Source organism: Dyella sp. OK004 (assembly GCF_900114495.1).
Classification (GTDB): Bacteria; Pseudomonadota; Gammaproteobacteria; order Xanthomonadales; family Rhodanobacteraceae; genus Dyella_D.
The window spans coordinates 217,639-234,894 of sequence record NZ_FOZI01000002.1; the positions used below are offsets into that span (position 1 = coordinate 217,639).

Genomic DNA, 17,256 nt, shown 5'->3' on the forward strand with positions numbered 1-17,256 from the left:
CCAGTGCGCGAAGCTGCCCGTTCTACCCCTTAAATGCCGCAAGGCCAAGACTTGACTGCATGACTGCTGACGATCTTTCTCTGCACACTCCGTTGATGCGCCAATACCTGTCGGCTAAGGCCGAGCATCCGGAAGTGCTGTTGTTCTTCCGCATGGGCGACTTCTACGAGCTCTTTTACGATGACGCCCGCAAGGCATCGCGATTGCTTGACATTACGCTGACCCAGCGTGGTCAGTCGGCCGGACAGCCGATCCCGATGGCCGGGGTGCCCTATCACGCTGTTGAAAATTATCTGGCCCGCCTAGTGCGACTAGGCGAATCGGTCGCCCTCTGCGAGCAGATCGGCGACCCGGCACTGGCCAAGGGCATCGTGGAACGCAAGGTGGTGCGCATCGTCACCCCGGGCACGGTGACCGATGCCGCCCTGTTGGAAGAACGCCGTGACAATCTGCTGCTCTCCATCGCGGCCGGTCCGCAGGGCGCTTATGGCCTCGCATGGGTAGACCTTGCCAGCGGTCGCTTCCTGTTGAGCGAAGTGCCCAGCGCCGAGGCGCTCGCTGCTGAACTGGCTCGCCTGCAACCGGCGGAAACCCTCGTCGACGAAAGTATCGCCTGGCCTCGCCTGGTCAGCACCCTGCCCGGCCTGCGTAAGCGGCAACCATGGCATTTCGACAGCGACGCCGCGCGCCGCGAATTGAACCGTTTCTTCGGCACGCGCGATCTCGGCGGCTTCGGCGTGGAAAGTCTGCCGCTGGCAATCGCCGCGGCCGGCTGCCTGCTTGGCTATGTCGAAGAAACCCAGAAGAGCGCGCTGCCACATCTGTCGGGCATGGCAGTGGAAAGTGCCAGCGAAACCATCGCATTGGATGCCGCCACGCGCCGCAACCTGGAACTGGATACGCACCCCAGCGGCCGCACCGAGCACACACTGCTAGGCGTGCTCGACGAAAGCGTGACACCTATGGGCGCGCGCCTGCTGCGCCGTTGGTTGAATCGCCCGCTGCGTTCGCGTGAACTGCTGCGTTATCGGCACCAGGCCATCGGCGCGCTGATCGACAGCCGCCGCTACGAAGGCCTGCGCGAACAACTGCGCGGCATCGGCGACCTGGAACGCATCCTGGCGCGCGTCGCTCTGCGCTCGGCGCGCCCACGCGACTTGTCGACCCTGCGCGACGGCCTTGCCGCCGCACCTGCTCTGCGCGAAGAGATCGCCACACTCGATAGTCCCTTGCTGCATGCCCTGGTCGAACGCATCGGTGACCACGCTGACAACGCGGCCCTGCTTGTCCGCGCCATCGTGCCACAGCCGCCAGTGCTACAACGCGACGGGGGCGTTGTCGCCGATGGTTACGATGCCGAGCTGGATGAACTGCGCCGCCTCGCTACGCATGCCGACCAGTACCTGGTCGAAATGGAAGAGCGCGAGAAGGCCGCCAGCGGCATCAGCACGCTCAAGGTCGGCTACAACCGCGTGCATGGCTATTACATCGAAATCAGTAAGGGCCAGGCGGATAAGGCGCCCACGCACTACACGCGCCGCCAGACTACCAAGAATGCCGAGCGCTACATCACCGAAGAACTGAAAACCTTCGAAGACAAGGTACTCTCCGCCAAGGAGCGCTCGCTGATGCGCGAGCGTGCTCTGTACGAAGCCTTGCTCGACACGCTCACCGAAAAGCTCGAAGCGCTGAAAGCCGCAGCCACCGCGATGGCCGAACTGGATGTGCTCACCACCCTGGCCGAACGCGCCGTCGCACTCGACTGGAGCGAACCAGTACTGAGCGACGAAACCGGCATCACCATCGAACGCGGCCGCCACCCGGTGGTGGAGAAAGTCCGTGCCGAGCCGTTCGAGCCCAACGACGTAAAGCTCGACGATGCGCGCCGCATGCTGGTGATCACCGGCCCGAACATGGGCGGTAAATCCACCTACATGCGCCAGAACGCGCTGATCGTGCTACTCGCGCATATCGGCAGCTACGTGCCGGCGAGCCGTGCGGAGATCGGCCCGATCGATCGCATCTTCACCCGCATCGGCGCGGGCGACGACCTGTCGCGCGGCCAATCCACTTTCATGGTGGAGATGAGCGAGACCGCCAACATCCTGCACAACGCCACCGAGTTCAGCCTGGTGCTGATGGATGAGGTCGGCCGCGGCACCAGCACCTACGACGGCCTGGCGCTCGCGCGCGCCGCCGCGGTCCATCTGGCCGCAAGTAGCCGCGCCTACACGCTGTTCGCCACGCACTACTTCGAACTGACCGAGCTGGCCAACGAATACCCGACCATTGCCAACGTGCATCTGGATGCCGTCGAATACGGCGACCAGTTGGTGTTCATGCATGCAGTGAAAGAAGGCCCCGCCAACCGCAGCTTCGGTCTGCAAGTGGCTGCGCTGGCTGGCTTGCCCAAGTCGGTGATCGCCGATGCACGGCGCACGCTGACCGAGCTCGAACGCGGCATGCATCAGCAAGCCTCGGCGGCGGCGCCGAAGATGGACCACTCGCCGCAACTGGGTTTGTTCGCACCACCAGCGCCCTCTGCTGCGGAACGTGCGCTAGAGGCGGTGGACCCGGATGCTCTGACGCCACGCGAAGCGCTGGAAGTGGTCTACCGGCTCAAGACACTGCTCTGAGCTGACTAATCGATGCCTGTCGCGAGGAATACCTCCTCGCGACAACCACTCCCTTCCGGATCACCCAAACATTACGCCGCCTTCGGCATCGGCTCCGGGAACGGATCACGCCACGCCGGAATCTCCATCAAGCGCTCATGCCAGCGCGCAATGTTGCTGAATCCTTCAAGCGGCAGATGCGATTCCTTGGCCCACGGCAACAGCGTGCCGGCGCCGAAGTCCGCGATGCTCAGGCGATCGCCAACTAGATAGGTGCGGTTGGCAAGATGCGCATCGAGTACAGCAGCGAAGCGCTTGTAGAACTTGGCCGCCTCTTCGACCGCGGCGGGGTTGGGCTCGCCCAGGCCGAGGAATGACTTGATGCGATTCTCGAAATACAACGTGCCGCCGTGGCGCGAGAAGTGGGAGATATCCCAGGACAGCCAGCGCAGCACTTCCACCTGCCGCTCCGGTTCGCCCGGCCACAGGTCCGAACCGGCCTTCACCGCCAGATGCGCCATGATCGCCGTGCTCTCCCACAGCCGCAGATCGCCATCTACCAGCAGCGGCACTTTCCCATTGGGGTTTTCAGCCAGAAATTCGGGCTTGAGTTGCTCGCCCTTGCTCAGATCGATCCGGATGTATTCCATCGGCAAGCCCAGGTATTTCGCGACGGCACAGGCTTTGCGCGGGTTCATTGTCTCTGCGTAGTACAGCTTCATCTCACTGCCTCCTAGCCAGGGTGGGGAATGCCCGGCAGTCTGGCAAAGAACAACATATGTTCAAGAACATATTCAGGCACCGGAGTAGGCTTTTGCCGTCTCCGCCCGCCCCGGGGTCCACCGCCATGCCCTACTCCACCGAGCATAAACAGAAGACGCGCGAACGCATCGTCGAATGCGCTCGCGAGCTGTTCAATCGCCGCGGTTTCGCCGAGGTTTCCATCGACGAAATCATGCAGCGCGCGGGGCTGACGCGCGGTGGCTTCTACAACCACTTCAAGGCCAAGGAAGAACTGTTCGCCGAGGCCATTGCGGCCTATCAGAACTTCAACCCCGCGCAACGCTGGAAAGAATTCGATTTCGACAACGGCGACTGCGGCGCCACGCATGCGCGGCAACTGGTAAACGCCTATCTGTCTAACGCGCACCTGGAAGACATCGAAGGCCACTGCCCGATGATCGCCCTGCCCTCCGACACCGCCCGCGCGAGCCCGCGGGTCAAGCAGGCGTACCGGGATCTGCTGGAGCGCATGGCCGGCCTTCTCGCGGAGGGCATGTCGCTGCCGGATGGTGCCGACCGGCGGCAACGCGGACTCGCGATGGCCGCACTCTGCGTAGGCGGCATGGTGCTGGCGCGCACCGTCGACGACCCGGCATTCGGCGACGAAGTGCGGCTCGCGGCTCGCGCGATGGCGCTGGAACTGATCGGAGCCGGGGAGCATTAGAGTCGTCCATCTTTCGGATCACAGAAATGCCACGCCAGGTGTTGTAGCAACCTCAAAAATTGCCAAGCCAACGTCCTTCTTCATAGCCATAGGCTATGGTTGGAATCAAAACAATCGAATTCACCTAAGAAGTCCATCTGCGTAGATTTGAGCCGTCAGCCAGCAGACGCCAGCCACTCCGACCAGAAAGGAATTTCTCCATGAATCAAGATCGCAACGCAACGACTCCCAGCGAATCGAAGTGCCCCTTTCATCACTCCGCCGGCAGCAGTGGTACGACGAACAGTGACTGGTGGCCGAACCAGCTGAATCTGAAGATTCTTCATCAACACTCTTCGCTGTCCGATCCCATGGACAGAGATTTCGACTACGCGAAGGCGTTCAAGAGCCTCGATCTCGAGGCAGTGAAGCAGGATCTGCGCGCATTGATGACCGACTCGCAGGACTGGTGGCCGGCGGACTTCGGCCACTACGGCCCCTTGTTCATCCGTATGGCCTGGCACAGCGCCGGCACCTATCGCACCGGCGACGGCCGCGGCGGAGCCGGTGCCGGGCAGCAGCGATTCGCTCCGCTCAACAGCTGGCCGGACAACGGCAATCTGGATAAGGCGCGCCGGCTACTCTGGCCGATCAAGCAGAAGTACGGCAGGAATATTTCCTGGGCCGACCTGATGATTCTGGCTGGCAACGTCGCACTGGAATCGATGGGATTCAAGACCTTCGGCTTTGGCGGAGGACGCGAAGACGTATGGGAGCCGGAAGAAGACGTCTACTGGGGTTCCGAAACAACTTGGCTGGGCGGCAACAAGCGCTACTCCGGCGAGCGCGATCTCGCCAATCCGCTCGCTGCCGTGCAGATGGGCTTGATCTACGTGAACCCGGAAGGTCCGGAGGGCAAGCCTGACCCACTCGCGGCGGCCAAGGATATTCGCGAGACATTCGCGCGCATGGCCATGGATGACGAGGAAACCGTCGCCCTGATCGCCGGCGGCCACACCTTCGGCAAGACCCACGGCGCCGGCCCCGCGTCCCACGTAGGTGCTGAGCCGGAAGCAGCCGGTCTCGAAGAAATGGGCCTGGGCTGGAAGAGCAGCTATGGCACCGGCAAAGGCCGCGACGCCATCACCAGCGGCCTGGAAGTCACCTGGACAAGCACGCCGACCAAGTGGGGCAACGGATTCTTCGACAATCTGTTCGGCTATGAGTGGGAACTGACCAAGAGCCCGGCCGGTGCGCATCAATGGAAGCCCAAAGGCGATGCCGGCGCCGGCACGATTCCGGATCCGCAGGACCCGTCGAAGCATCGCGCTCCGTCGATGCTGACTACCGACCTCTCCCTGCGCCTCGACCCTGCCTACGAAAAGATCTCCAGGCGTTTCCACGAGCACCCGGACCAACTCGCCAACGCCTTCGCCCGCGCGTGGTTCAAGCTGACTCACCGTGACATGGGGCCGCGAGCGCGATATCTCGGCCCGGAGGTTCCTGCCGAAGAGCTGATCTGGCAGGACCCGATTCCCGCCGTCGATCACAAGCTGATCAACGAACAGGACGCCGCCGCGCTCAAGGACAAGATCCTGGCCTCTGGCCTGTCCGTATCGGAGCTGGTTTCAACCGCCTGGGCGTCGGCATCTACGTTCCGCGGCTCCGACAAGCGCGGCGGCGCGAACGGAGCCCGTATCCGCCTCGCCCCACAAAAGAACTGGGAAGCCAACCAGCCGGAGCCATTGGCGAAGGTGCTGAAAGCGCTCGAAGGTATCCAGCAAGCCTTCAACAGTGCGCAGTCCGACGGCAAGAAGGTCTCGCTCGCCGACCTGATCGTGCTTGGCGGTTGCGCAGGCGTCGAACAGGCTGCCAAGAAGGCTGGCGTCAACGTGACGGTGCCCTTCGCGCCGGGCCGGATGGATGCGTCGCAAGTGCAGACCGACGCGGAATCCTTTGCCGTTCTCGAACCGGTGGCCGATGGCTTCCGCAACTACCACAAGGGCAAGTACAGCGTGCCGGCCGAAGTATTGCTGGTCGACAAGGCGCAGTTGCTCACGCTGAGCGCACCCGAGATGACCGTGTTGGTCGGCGGTATGCGTGTACTCAACACCAACGTCGGCCACACTCGGCACGGCGTCTTCACCCAGCGGCCGGAGACGCTGACCAACGACTTCTTCGTGAACCTGCTCGACATGGGCACGGAATGGAAAGCCACCTCGGCTGCCCAGGACGTGTTCGAGGCACGCGACCGCAAAACCGGTGAATTGAAATGGACCGGCACACGCGCCGACCTCGTCTTCGGTTCGAACTCCCAGCTTCGCGCCCTGGCGGAAGTGTATGGAAGCTCCGACGCACAGACGAAATTCGTCCGCGATTTTGTGGCGGTTTGGAACAAAGTGATGAACCTGGATCGCTTCGAACTGGCGTGATCCCGTTCCCGATAAGGGAACAAAAAAAGCGCCGCAGCGTTTCCCGCGCTGCGGCGCTTCCGTCTGGAATCATACGATTTGCCGCCAGCAGGCATGGCCCTCAAGTTCGGCCAGGCCTATGCGGCGGACCTGGCCAAAGCGCTTGGCATCAAGCGCTGATCTTTAGCTTTAGACAAGAAAACGCCGGCGGCCCGCCAACCAGGCCGCCGGCGTCGTGGCGGAGACCGCTCCCGATGACCTCGCGGGAGCCTTCAGGCAGCGATACTGGCAATCGCTTCCTGCACGACGATCTCCTCCGGTACCGGCATGGCGACTGGCCGCACGATATCCCGCGCGGCCAACCTCCCCGATAGCACCAGCTTGTGGACGCAGGCGGTGACTTCCGCGCGGCCGAACGGCTTCTTGATGAAATCGTCCGCGCCAAAGCGCTGAACATAGAACTGTTCCGTCGCCTGCTGATTGCCGCTGATCATCACGATCGGGATATCCCGCGTCGCCGGATCGTGGCGCAGCGCACGCAATACCGCGAAGCCGTTGATGCCCGGCAGCACAATGTCCAGGAAGATCAGCGATGGCTGCTCCTCGCGAGCCAACTCCAGCGCAGTTTCCCCGTCGGCTGCCTTGATCGGCGCATAGCCTTCCTGGTCCAGCATCTTTCCCAGCACGGCCAGCAAGGTGGGTGAGTCGTCGACCATCAGCACTCGCGTGCCTTCCGGTGCTTGCAGCTTGTGCGCCACAGCAGCGTGCTCTTGCACACTCGAGCCGCCGAGCAGGCGTTTCAAGAAACCCATTCCAGTCATGGCGTACTCCCCAGGTGCGCTTGCACAGGCGGTACATCGTGTTACCGCTTCTTATGTGCTGATGCTCCCCTAGATTGTCGCGGCAAACTGCGAAGCGTTGCTCAACTGGAGTCCTTCAAACGCCGCAATTCCCTTCGATCCTGCTTGTCCGGACGCCGCGCGGGTGCGTTCGCACCGATGAGGCGGCGCTGCTCACGGGCCGCTTCGCGCGCCCCTCGGCTGACCTCGGTCTCGCGATAGAGCGTTTGCGCCACGCTCGCCGGCCCGCGCCGCTCGGACAGCGTGAGCACCTCGACTTCCAGACGCTCCTCCCCACGCGTGATCTTCAGCATGTCACCGACACGCAGTGCCTTGGCCGGCTTGCAGCCAGCTCCATTCACGTCGATCTTGCCGCCGTCGATAGCCTGCTTGGCGAGGCTGCGGGTCTTGAAGAAGCGTGCGGCCCACAGCCAGATATCGGCGCGGACCTCGCTCACATCGGGGGTGTGCGGGGATGGCATGCGCGTATTATCCACCAGCACCAAGTCTTGTTGAGGAGACACTCATGATGGATCTCACCACTTATCCATGGGCATGGCCTGTACTCGCCTTTGCGGCCGGATTTCTACTGGCGCGAATGATTTACCGGCGCACCGATACTCACGCCGCGCCACGACGGGACATCAGCGACAGCGAGATAGACGCCGCCCTACGCTCAAGGCAGACGATCGAAGCGATCAAGCTCTATCGACAGCGGACAGGCTGTGACCTCAAAGAAGCGAAAACCGCGATCCAGGCGCGTGCGGCACGGCTGGATATCACCCCCTAATACTTAGCCATACCGGACCCGGCAGGGCCGACACCGGGGCCGCGATTACCTCCGGGGCGCGGACGCAGAGCCACCTCTGCCATACCGACGAATAGCCCATACCGGCATTGAAATCTGCCGCTACAATTCGCCGCCAACCCACGCAGGATGCCCTCGATTCATGCAGCGCTCTTCAGGAGTCTCCATCATCAATCCCGCCGTTCTGGAGCAGGCATCCGACTACCAGAATGAGTTTGTCTCGGCGACGCCCTTCCCTCACCTGGCCATCGACAATTTCCTGACGCCGGCATTTGCGCAGGCGCTGCTCGACACGTTCCCGGCTTTCGAGCGCGGCAATACCGTCGGTGATAGCGGCGAGCTGGGTGGCAAATCGACGGTGGACAAGGTACGCCAGCTCGGCCCGGCCTATGAACAACTGGACGATGCCATCAAGAGTCCGGAATTTCTGAAGGCCGTAGGCGCACTGACCGGCATCGATGGACTGATCTATGACCCGTGGTATCTCGGCGGCGGAACGCACGAGAACCGCAACGGCATGGCGCTCGACCCGCACGTCGACTTCAACTACCACCCCAGCGAGCGCTGGCATCGACGGTTGAACCTGATCATCTACCTCAATCCCGGGTGGGCCGATCAGTGGGGCGGCTGCCTTGAACTGTTCCGCGATCCGCACGTGGATCCGCGGCCGTCACGTTCGATCGGCCCCTCCTATAACCGGTGCGTCATCTTCGAGACTTCCGAGAAGTCCTGGCACGCGTTTGACCAAATCCGCCTGCCTGCGGAGCAACAGGACCTGTCGCGTCGATCGATTGCACTCTACTTCTACACCAAGGACCGCCCTGCGGAGGAAACCGCAGCACGCCACACCACGTTCTACGTTAACCGGCAGCTACCCGAACATATCCAGGAAGGACATACGCTCTCGCGCAACGATGTGGCGAATATCAAGCAGCTGCTGGAGGCACGGGACGGCCATATCAGCATGCTGTACGGCGAGAACACCGCATTGCGCAAAGCGCAGGATCGCGGCCTTACCGGCCACTTGCTGTACCTGGCCAAGCGGGCTTATGTCAGGTACCGGCGCTGATGAGCATCTTCGCGCGGCGCCACCAAATGGCACCGCGCACTCCTGGAATATCTGCGTTCGTCAGCCGCTTCCAGATCCGAGCAGGATGTTGCCCAGCGGCACAGTCAACAACGACAGCACGATCCCGGCACCTAGCACGGTATTCGCCAGCGGCGGTTCCAGGCCGTATTCATCGGCCAGGATCGCCGCCGAAATCATCGGCGCCATCGCCGCTTGCAAGACACCCACGGTCAACACCAGCCCGCCGATACCGGTTGCAATGCCCAGAGCCAGACACAGCAGCGGCGCTAATACGAGTTTCCAGCCCAGGCCAAGCCCCAGCGCAATCGCCTGGCGTTCGCCGAGATGGAACTTGAACTGCAGGCCCACTGAGAACAGGGCCAGCGGCGTCAGCGTGGCACCGATCGGATCGAGTACGTCCTCGGCCAAGCGCGGCCATCCTCCAAGCAGTCCAGCGATGCCGCCGAGTACCAGGGCAACAAACGCGGGAAAGGTCAGAATGCGCTTCACGATGGCGCGCGGTTGCGGTTCCCGCCCGGCATACAGCGAAGCCACCACGATGCCGGCTGAGGCCAGCAGCGGAAAACAGCCGAGCTGATCGGCCACCACGGCCAGCGCCAAACCATCCTTGCCGTGCAAGGCCTGCATCATGGGATACCCCATGAACGAGGTATTGCCCAGGCCGCAGACTACGGTCAGCGCACCGATCCGGCCGCGCGACCAGTTCAAACGGCGTCCAAGCAGTGCAAACAGTGCCCATGCGCCGAAGAAGGTTATCCACATTGCAGCAACGGGAAACCACAACTGCGGATCCATCCTGACCTTGGGAATCTGCTCTAGCACCAGCGCAGGCAACGCTATGTTGATCACCCACCAGTTGATGCCATGCACCGTCCCCGCCGGAGGAGATGCGAAGCGCCGCACCAACATTCCAAGCAAGAGGCAGACGAACAACAGTAATAAAGCAGTCATCGGATGGTCGGTGGGGTGAGCATGGATGTGGGGAAAAGCTGCGGCGCGGGCATGTCTCAGCCCAGCACCATCGCTCCGTCCTTGTCTGCGGCATCCCGCTTCAGCCAGAACATCACCGCTACGACCGCCATCGCCAGCGGCACCACGAAACCAAATTCGTCGATGGCATAGGGTGTGATCGCACCGCGACTTTCGGTGATCGGCGTGAAGAAGGACTGGATGAAGAGGTTGTGGCTCGCGTGCATGACTACCGCTGGCCACAGACTGCCCGAGCGCAGGCGAAGCCAGGTCATCATCATGCTGCTGCTCAGCACCAACACCATGAAGCACGACATGGCGAACCACCACGGCGTGCCGGCGTTGTAGTCGGCGAACAACAGGATCGGCAAATGCCACACACCCCAGATGGCTCCGGTCGCTAGTGCGCCACCGGTGAAGCCGAGCCGCGCCACCAGCGCGGGGGCCAGGAAGCCACGCCAGCCAATCTCCTCTCCCAGCGCGGTAGACATGCTGCGCACCATGCCGGCCGTGCCCAGCAACACAAAATATCCCACTGTGTTCAGCCACACCGGCACACTGGCCCAACCCAGCGCCTTACCCATCGACGACACGAACTCGGTGTTACCGAAGCCGCCAAGCCCAGTGCTCCAGATGATCACGTAGGCCACCGCGGCGTAACCGAGCGGTACCACGTAAGCCAGCCACGGCCAACGCCACTCACCCCAGCGCCATCCCAATCGCGCCGGCCCTTCGCCGCGCAGGCGACAGGTGAGCAGCGCAGCGACACCGGGGCACCACATCAGGCCGGTCACGTACATGCCTTTCGCGCCGCCCAGATGCCCTGTAGCGATGATCAGCGCGTAGAACACGCTGCTCAGCGCAAACGTCAGCAGCAGAAACAGCCCCACCCCCGAAGTGCCTTGGCGCACCATGATGCTTCCCCTATGCCGGAGCCGCATGCATAGCCGGCGAAATCCGGGGGCGCAAGTGCAAACGCATGCCACCTCGCCGCCTCTCGCGATAAAGACGGCCATAATCCGCCACACCGCACAGGATGAGGTTCACGTCATGAGCGACACGGACGCCGTGGTGATCGGCGCAGGTCCCGCAGGCCTGGCTTGCGCGGCGATGCTGAGCCGACAAGGCCTGCGCGCAACCATCCTGGAGAAAGCCGACACCGTGGGAGCGGTCTGGCGGCGACACTACGATCGCCTGCATCTGCATACGGACCGCAGCCACTCGGGGCTGCCCGGTTTACCGATGCCGCGCGACTACCCACGCTATCCCGCGCGCGCGCAAGTAGTCGCTTATCTGGAAAGTTACGCCGCGCATTTCGAGTTGCGGCCGGAATTCGGCTGTGCGGCACGAACCATTCGCCGCCTTGGCAACGGCTGGCGCGTGGACACCGATGCACGCGCGTGGGCGGCGCCCATCGTGGTGGTCGCCACCGGCTGGGCGGATTTCCCGCACGCGCCAGCCTGGCCAGGACAAGATGACTACACCGGTGAAGTGATCCACAGCGCCGATTACCGCAACGCAACGCCCTATGCGGGCCAGCGCGTATTGGTAGTGGGCTTCGGCAACTCCGGCGGAGAGATCGCCCTCGACTTGGCCGAGGCGGGCGTTGATGTGACGATGGCGGTGCGAGGAGCCGTGCGCATCCTGCCACGCGATTTGCTCGGCCTTCCGCTACTGACCTGGGCCATTGCGCAGGCGTGGCTGCCGCCGCGCCTGGCCGACACACTCAACGCACCAGCCATTCGCCTCGCCGTGGGTTCCACCCGGGACCTGGGCCTGACCATCTCTCCCAAGGGCCCGCGCCAGATGATTGCCGAAGACGGCAAGATTCCCCTGCTCGACATTGGCACAGTGGCGCGTATCCGCGACGGCAGCATCAAGGTGCGCGGCGGCATCGAGCGCTTCACCCGCGAAGGCGTGGTGTTCGCCACTTCACCTCAACCGGCGGGCGAACCCGCCGCCGAACCTTTCGATGCCGTGATCCTCGCCACCGGCTTTCGACCCGACCTGCATCCGTTGCTACCAGACGCGCCTGACACACTCGATGCGCAAGGCCGGCCCCGGGTCACTGGCCAACCCAGCGGTGCCACGGGCTTGTTCTTCTGCGGACAACATCCCTCACCGACGGGACAGCTGCGCGAGATCGGCATCGAGGCCAGACGGATTGCACGGCTGGCAAGGGCGCTGGTTGGCTGAGCGACCCGGCTTTCGCGCATGCGTTAGGTCTTCGACCTAACGCATGCATGAATCACGCTGATGCCAGGCGGTCGTTCAACCCAACAACACCCGATTCATTCGCTGCACGAAAGCAGCCGGGTCCGGCAATGGCGCGCCAGCCGCGATCTCCGCCTGCTCCAGCAGCAGATTGGCAAGATCGCCGGCCTTGCCCAGATCGGCCTCGGCTTCGACGCGCTTGAGCAAGGTGTGCTGCGGATTGATCTCCAGCGTCGGCTTGCTCTCCGGCATGTCGTGGCCGGCTTCGCGTAGCAAGCGTGCGAGATGCGGCGCCATTTCATAGTCGGACAGTGCCAGACAGGAAGGCGAGTCGGTGAGGCGCGCGGAGACACGCACGTCGGACACGCGGTCGCCCAGCAGCTCCTTCAGCTTTTTGAGCAGCGGCTCGGCTGCCTTGCTGGCCTCTTCCTGCTGTTTCTTGTCGGCCTCGTCCAGCGCCAACTCACCTTTGGCGACGTTCTTCAGCTTCTTGCCGGCGTACTCATTGAGGCTGCCGAGCATCCACTCGTCGATGCGGTCGGACATCAACAGCACTTCGATGCCCTTGGCCTTGAACGCTTCGAGTTGCGGACTGCCAATAGCCGCGGCGTGACTGTCGGCAGTGATGTACCAAATGGTGTCCTGGCCTACCGCCATGCGACCGATATAGTCGTCAAACGACACGCTCTGCGCGCTGCCTTCGCCCTTGGTCGAGGCGAAACGCAGCAGCTTGGCGATGCGCTCGCGATTGGTAGCGTCCTCGGCGATGCCTTCCTTCAACGTGTTGCCGAAGGCTTTGTAGAACGTGGTGAACTTCTCGGGTTCGTCGCGCGCCAGTTTTTCGATCAGATCCAGCACGCGTTTGACGCAGGCGGCCTTGATGCGCTCCAACTGGCGGTTCTGCTGCAGGATTTCGCGGCTGACGTTGAGTGGCAGATCGTCCGCATCGACCACGCCGCGCACAAAACGCAGGTAGTTGGGCAGCAATTCTTCCGCGGCGTCCATGATGAAAACGCGCTTGATGTAGAGCTTGAGCCCCTTGCGCTCGTCGCGCCCGCCCATCATCAGGTCGAATGGCGGCTGCGCCGGGATGTACAGCAGCGTGGTGAAGCTCTGGCTGCCTTCCACGCGGTTGTGGGTCCAGGCCAGCGCATCGTTGAAATCGTGACCGAGGGATTTGTAGAAGCTCTGGTAATCCTCGTCGCTGATCTCGGACTTGGGCTTGGTCCACAGCGCGGAAGCCGCGTTCACCGTCTCCCACTCGTCGCCTGGCTTGCCGTCCTTTTCCAGCGGCAGGCGAATCGGGAAAGCCACGTGATCGGAATAGCGCGTGATCAGCGACTTGAGCGTCCACGGCTTGAGGAATTCATCCTCATCGGCCTTCAAGTGCAGGATCACAGCCGTGCCACGCTCGGCCAGATCGACCTGCTCCAGCGAGTACTCGCCCTTGCCATCGCTTTCCCACTTCACGCCCTCGCTGGCCGGCAGATCGGCGCGGCGGCTGAGCACAGTAACTCGATCGGCCACCACAAAGGCGGAGTAGAAGCCCACGCCGAACTGGCCGATCAGGCGCGCGTCGGTCTTCTGCTCGGCGCTCATCGCTTCCAGAAAGCGACGCGTACCGGAGCTGGCGATAGTGCCGATATTGGCGACCACTTCGTCGCGGCTCATGCCTACGCCGTTGTCGCGCACGGTGATGGTGCGCGCATCCGGGTCCCAGCTCACGTCGATGCGCAGTTCACCGTCGCCAGCCAGTAGTTCGGGCTTGGCGATCGACTCGAAACGCAGCTTGTCGCAGGCGTCGGAGGCGTTGGAGATCAGTTCGCGCAGGAAGATTTCCTTGTGCGAATACAGCGAGTGAGTGACCAGGTGCAGCACCTGGGCGACTTCGGCTTCGAATTTGCGGGTTTCAGCGGGTGCGTTCATAGGTGACGTATCCGGACTTGCGTGAGTTTGCTTCGTTCAAAAGACATCATCCCGGCGGACCGGGATGACAGAGAGTTTTCGACACGGCCGGCTATCAAGCCGGCCGTATGCATCAGGCGTGCGGCGACGCGTTCTGCAGCGCGGCGATGCGCTCTTCCAGCGGCGGGTGGCTCATGAACAGGCGCTTGAAGCCCGTGGCCAGATGGCCGGAGATACCGAACGCTGCCATGGTCTGCGGCAAGGTGCTCTCGCCGTGGTTGGCCTGCAGGCGCTGCAGCGCCGAGATCATCGAACCGCGGCCGGCCAGCTTGGCGCCCGCTGCGTCGGCGTGGAACTCGCGCCAGCGCGAGAAGGCCATCACGATCATCGAGGCGAACAGGCCGAACACCAGCTGTAGCACCATCACCGACACGAAGTAACCGATACCGCCACCACCGCGCTCGCGGCCGCCAGAGAGCCAGCTGTCCACCAGCCGGCCAACGATGCGCGCGGCCACGATCACCAGCGTGTTGAGCACGCCCTGGATCAAGGTCAGCGTCACCATGTCGCCATTGGCGACGTGACCGATCTCGTGGCCGAGCACAGCAGAAACCTGCTCGCGGTCCATCTGCTGCAACAGGCCGGTGCTCACCGCCACCAGCGAGCTGTTCTTGGTCATGCCAGTGGCGAACGCGTTCATTTCCGGTGCGTCGTAGACGGCCACCTCAGGCATACCAATGCCCGCGTTCTGGGCATGGCGGCGCACGGTGTCGACCAGCCAGCGCTCAGTCTCGTTCTGCGGCTGTTCGATCACGCGGGCGCCGGTGGACATCTTCGCCATCCACTTGGACATGGCCAGCGAGATGAAGGCGCCGCCCATGCCGAACACGGCGGCGTAGACGAGCAGACCTCCCATGCCGCCATAACCACGGGCGGCGGCCCACTGATCGATGCCGAAAATGCGGCATACGATGCTGAGCAGAAGAAGGACGGCGATATTGGTAAGCAGGAACAGTGCGATGCGACGCATGGCTGTCTCTCGGGCAGTCATGAAAAGGGATGCGGCCTCGGCCACGGATAAAGAATCGTGGCGAAACGGCACAGTTTCAAGAGCAAGAACGGTTCGACGTCACCGTAAACTAAACCGATGAACTATCGCGGACGCTTCGCCCCCTCTCCGACCGGCCATCTTCACTTCGGTTCCCTGGTCGCCGCCGTGGCGAGCTGGCTCTGCGCGCGGCATGCCGGCGGCCAATGGTTGCTGCGGATGGAGGATATCGACCCGCCCCGCGAGGTGCCCGGCTCGGCGCACAGCATCCTGGCTGCCCTGCCCGCCTTTGGCCTGGTCGCCGACGAGCCGGTGCTTTACCAGTCACAGCGCATTGCGGCCTATGACGCGGCCTTCGAGCAGCTTCGCGCGGCCGATCAGGTCTTCCCCTGCTGGTGCAGCCGCCAGGATCTGGCGGACCAGGGCGGCCTGCATCGCGACGACCCTTGTGTTGCCAGGTCCGATCCCGACCGGGTGCCGGCCTGGCGCCTGCGCACACCAGATCGGGAGGTTCGCTTCGACGACGCCCTGCAGGGGCCGCAAAGGCAAAACCTGCGCGAATCCGCTGGCGATTTTGTGATCAAGCGGGTCGAGGGCTTTTACGCCTACCAGCTGGCCTGCGTGGTGGACGACGCTTGGCAGGGCGTCACCCAGGTGGTACGCGGCAACGATCTGCTCGATTCGACTTCGCGGCAGATTTGGCTGCAGCAGTGCCTGGGACTGCCGACGCCGGCTTACCTCCATCTGCCGCTGGCGCTGGATGCCAGCGGCCGCAAATTGTCCAAGTCAGAACACGCCCATCCGGTGGATCCGAATGACCCGTTGCCGGCATTGCGCCGCGCGCTGGCTTTTCTCGATTTGCCCTGCGCCGGCGAGGCCATGAACGCCGAAGCGCTGTTGGCCTACGCACTCGCACGCTTCGACCCCACGTTTTTGCCGCACTGCAGCGAACGTTCGGCCGCATAAACCGCTATAAAGAAACGGCTGCCACGACCCGTCGCACCGCGCGACCGGCAGCGTGCCTCCCGTAGACGATTTGCCATGTTGAAACGATATACATGGCGTGCGGCCCGGTAGCACGACCGGGTCATCGTTATCAGTGGACTTCTGGAGGCAAGGCATGACGCAGCGCACGGCATTGGTCACGGGTGGCACGGGTGGTATCGGCACTGCCATCGTTCGATATCTGGCCCGGCAAGGGCACCGCGTCGCCACTAATTATCGGGATGCCGCCAAGGCCGAAGCGTGGCGCCAGGCGATGGCGCAGGAAGGCATCGAGGTATTCCTGGCGCAGGGCGACGTCTCCGATCCGGCGTCGTGCGAAAACATGATGCGCGAGATCGAGGCCAAGCTGGGCCCGGTCGAGATTCTGATCAACAACGCCGGCATCACCCGCGACACCACCTTCCACAAGATGACCTACCAGCAGTGGATGGACGTGGTGAACACCAACCTCAACGCCTGCTTCAACGTCACCCGCCAGGTGATTGAGAGCATGCGTTCGCACAAATGGGGCCGTATCGTGCAGATCAGCTCGATCAACGGCCAGAAGGGTCAGTACGGTCAGGCCAATTACGCCGCCGCCAAGGCCGGCATGCATGGCTTCACCATTTCGCTGGCGCAGGAAAACGCCAAGTTCGGCATCACCGTAAACACCGTATCGCCCGGCTATGTCGGCACCGATATGGTGATGGCTGTGCCGGAAGAAGTGCGCGAAAAAATCGTGGCGCAGATCCCGGTCGGCCGCCTCGGCAAGCCGGAGGAGATCGCACACGCGGTGGCCTTCCTCACGGGCGAGGAAGCAGCCTGGATCACCGGAACCAACCTTGCCATCAATGGCGGTCACTACATGGGCTGGTAAGTGCAGGGGTTGGTAAGTGCAGGGATTGGTAAGCGCCGAGGCTGGTAAGTACAGCGGCTGGTAATGACAA

General features: G+C 63.0%; 15 protein-coding genes. 8 read left to right on the plus strand and 7 right to left on the minus strand.

All coding sequences use genetic code 11. From position 1 onward, the window contains the following. Positions 1–59: 59 nt before the first annotated feature. On the plus strand, positions 60–2,636 hold the full coding sequence (gene mutS, locus BM338_RS07630; RefSeq protein ID WP_090450297.1) for a DNA mismatch repair protein MutS: 2,577 nt from the start codon (positions 60–62) through the stop codon (positions 2,634–2,636). A gap of 71 nt (positions 2,637–2,707) precedes the next feature. Here the strand turns inward: mutS and BM338_RS07635 are convergent, their stop codons facing one another. Next, positions 2,708–3,337 carry a glutathione S-transferase family protein gene (locus BM338_RS07635; RefSeq protein WP_090450298.1) on the minus strand — a complete coding sequence of 210 codons (630 nt, stop codon included), beginning with the start codon at positions 3,335–3,337 and terminating at the stop codon, positions 2,708–2,710. 125 nt (positions 3,338–3,462) lie between these two features. Here BM338_RS07635 and BM338_RS07640 point away from each other — a divergent pair, with 125 nt between their 5' ends. Both BM338_RS07640 and katG read left to right on the plus strand, forming a co-directional pair. Then, on the plus strand, positions 3,463–4,062 hold the full coding sequence (locus tag BM338_RS07640) for a TetR/AcrR family transcriptional regulator (protein ID WP_090450299.1): 600 nt from the start codon (positions 3,463–3,465) through the stop codon (positions 4,060–4,062). Between the two features lie 200 nt (positions 4,063–4,262). Beyond that, positions 4,263–6,473 carry a catalase/peroxidase HPI gene (gene katG / locus BM338_RS07645; RefSeq protein WP_090450300.1) on the plus strand — a complete coding sequence of 737 codons (2,211 nt, stop codon included), beginning with the start codon at positions 4,263–4,265 and terminating at the stop codon, positions 6,471–6,473. A gap of 251 nt (positions 6,474–6,724) precedes the next feature. Here katG and BM338_RS07650 read toward each other — a convergent pair whose 3' ends face one another. Next, positions 6,725–7,273 carry a response regulator gene (locus BM338_RS07650; protein ID WP_090450301.1) on the minus strand — a complete coding sequence of 183 codons (549 nt, stop codon included), beginning with the start codon at positions 7,271–7,273 and terminating at the stop codon, positions 6,725–6,727. 101 nt (positions 7,274–7,374) lie between these two features. Further along, a complete protein-coding gene (locus BM338_RS07655) occupies positions 7,375–7,773 on the minus strand; it encodes an RNA-binding S4 domain-containing protein (RefSeq protein ID WP_090451206.1) in 399 nt (132 codons plus the stop codon). Between the two features lie 44 nt (positions 7,774–7,817). Here BM338_RS07655 and BM338_RS07660 point away from each other — a divergent pair, with 44 nt between their 5' ends. Next, on the plus strand, positions 7,818–8,081 hold the full coding sequence (locus BM338_RS07660) for a hypothetical protein (RefSeq protein ID WP_090450302.1): 264 nt from the start codon (positions 7,818–7,820) through the stop codon (positions 8,079–8,081). 160 nt (positions 8,082–8,241) lie between these two features. Further along, a complete protein-coding gene (locus BM338_RS07665; RefSeq protein ID WP_090450303.1) occupies positions 8,242–9,168 on the plus strand; it encodes a 2OG-Fe(II) oxygenase in 927 nt (308 codons plus the stop codon). Positions 9,169–9,228: 60 nt separating this feature from the next. Here BM338_RS07665 and BM338_RS07670 read toward each other — a convergent pair whose 3' ends face one another. Together BM338_RS07670 and BM338_RS07675 are read right to left on the minus strand one after the other, a co-directional pair. Further along, the gene (locus tag BM338_RS07670) at positions 9,229–10,140 is read right to left on the minus strand and encodes an AEC family transporter (protein WP_090450304.1); all 912 of its coding nucleotides are present in this window, start codon (positions 10,138–10,140) and stop codon (positions 9,229–9,231) included. 56 nt (positions 10,141–10,196) lie between these two features. Beyond that, the gene (locus BM338_RS07675; RefSeq protein WP_177229269.1) at positions 10,197–11,072 is read right to left on the minus strand and encodes a CPBP family intramembrane glutamic endopeptidase; all 876 of its coding nucleotides are present in this window, start codon (positions 11,070–11,072) and stop codon (positions 10,197–10,199) included. 25 nt (positions 11,073–11,097) lie between these two features. Between BM338_RS07675 and BM338_RS07680 the strand changes: the two genes are divergently transcribed. Further along, the gene (locus BM338_RS07680; RefSeq protein WP_255367231.1) at positions 11,098–12,354 is read left to right on the plus strand and encodes a flavin-containing monooxygenase; all 1,257 of its coding nucleotides are present in this window, start codon (positions 11,098–11,100) and stop codon (positions 12,352–12,354) included. 75 nt (positions 12,355–12,429) lie between these two features. Here the strand turns inward: BM338_RS07680 and htpG are convergent, their stop codons facing one another. Then, positions 12,430–14,298 carry a molecular chaperone HtpG gene (htpG, locus tag BM338_RS07685; RefSeq protein WP_090450306.1) on the minus strand — a complete coding sequence of 623 codons (1,869 nt, stop codon included), beginning with the start codon at positions 14,296–14,298 and terminating at the stop codon, positions 12,430–12,432. 112 nt (positions 14,299–14,410) lie between these two features. Further along, positions 14,411–15,307, minus strand: a complete 897-nt coding sequence (gene htpX / locus BM338_RS07690) for a protease HtpX (protein WP_090450307.1) — start codon at positions 15,305–15,307, stop codon at positions 14,411–14,413. A gap of 117 nt (positions 15,308–15,424) precedes the next feature. Here htpX and gluQRS point away from each other — a divergent pair, with 117 nt between their 5' ends. After that, positions 15,425–16,291, plus strand: coding sequence for a tRNA glutamyl-Q(34) synthetase GluQRS (gene gluQRS / locus BM338_RS07695; protein WP_090450308.1), 867 nt, complete (start codon positions 15,425–15,427; stop codon positions 16,289–16,291). Positions 16,292–16,445: 154 nt separating this feature from the next. Then, positions 16,446–17,186, plus strand: coding sequence for an acetoacetyl-CoA reductase (gene phbB / locus BM338_RS07700; RefSeq protein ID WP_090450309.1), 741 nt, complete (start codon positions 16,446–16,448; stop codon positions 17,184–17,186). Positions 17,187–17,256 lie beyond the last annotated feature (70 nt).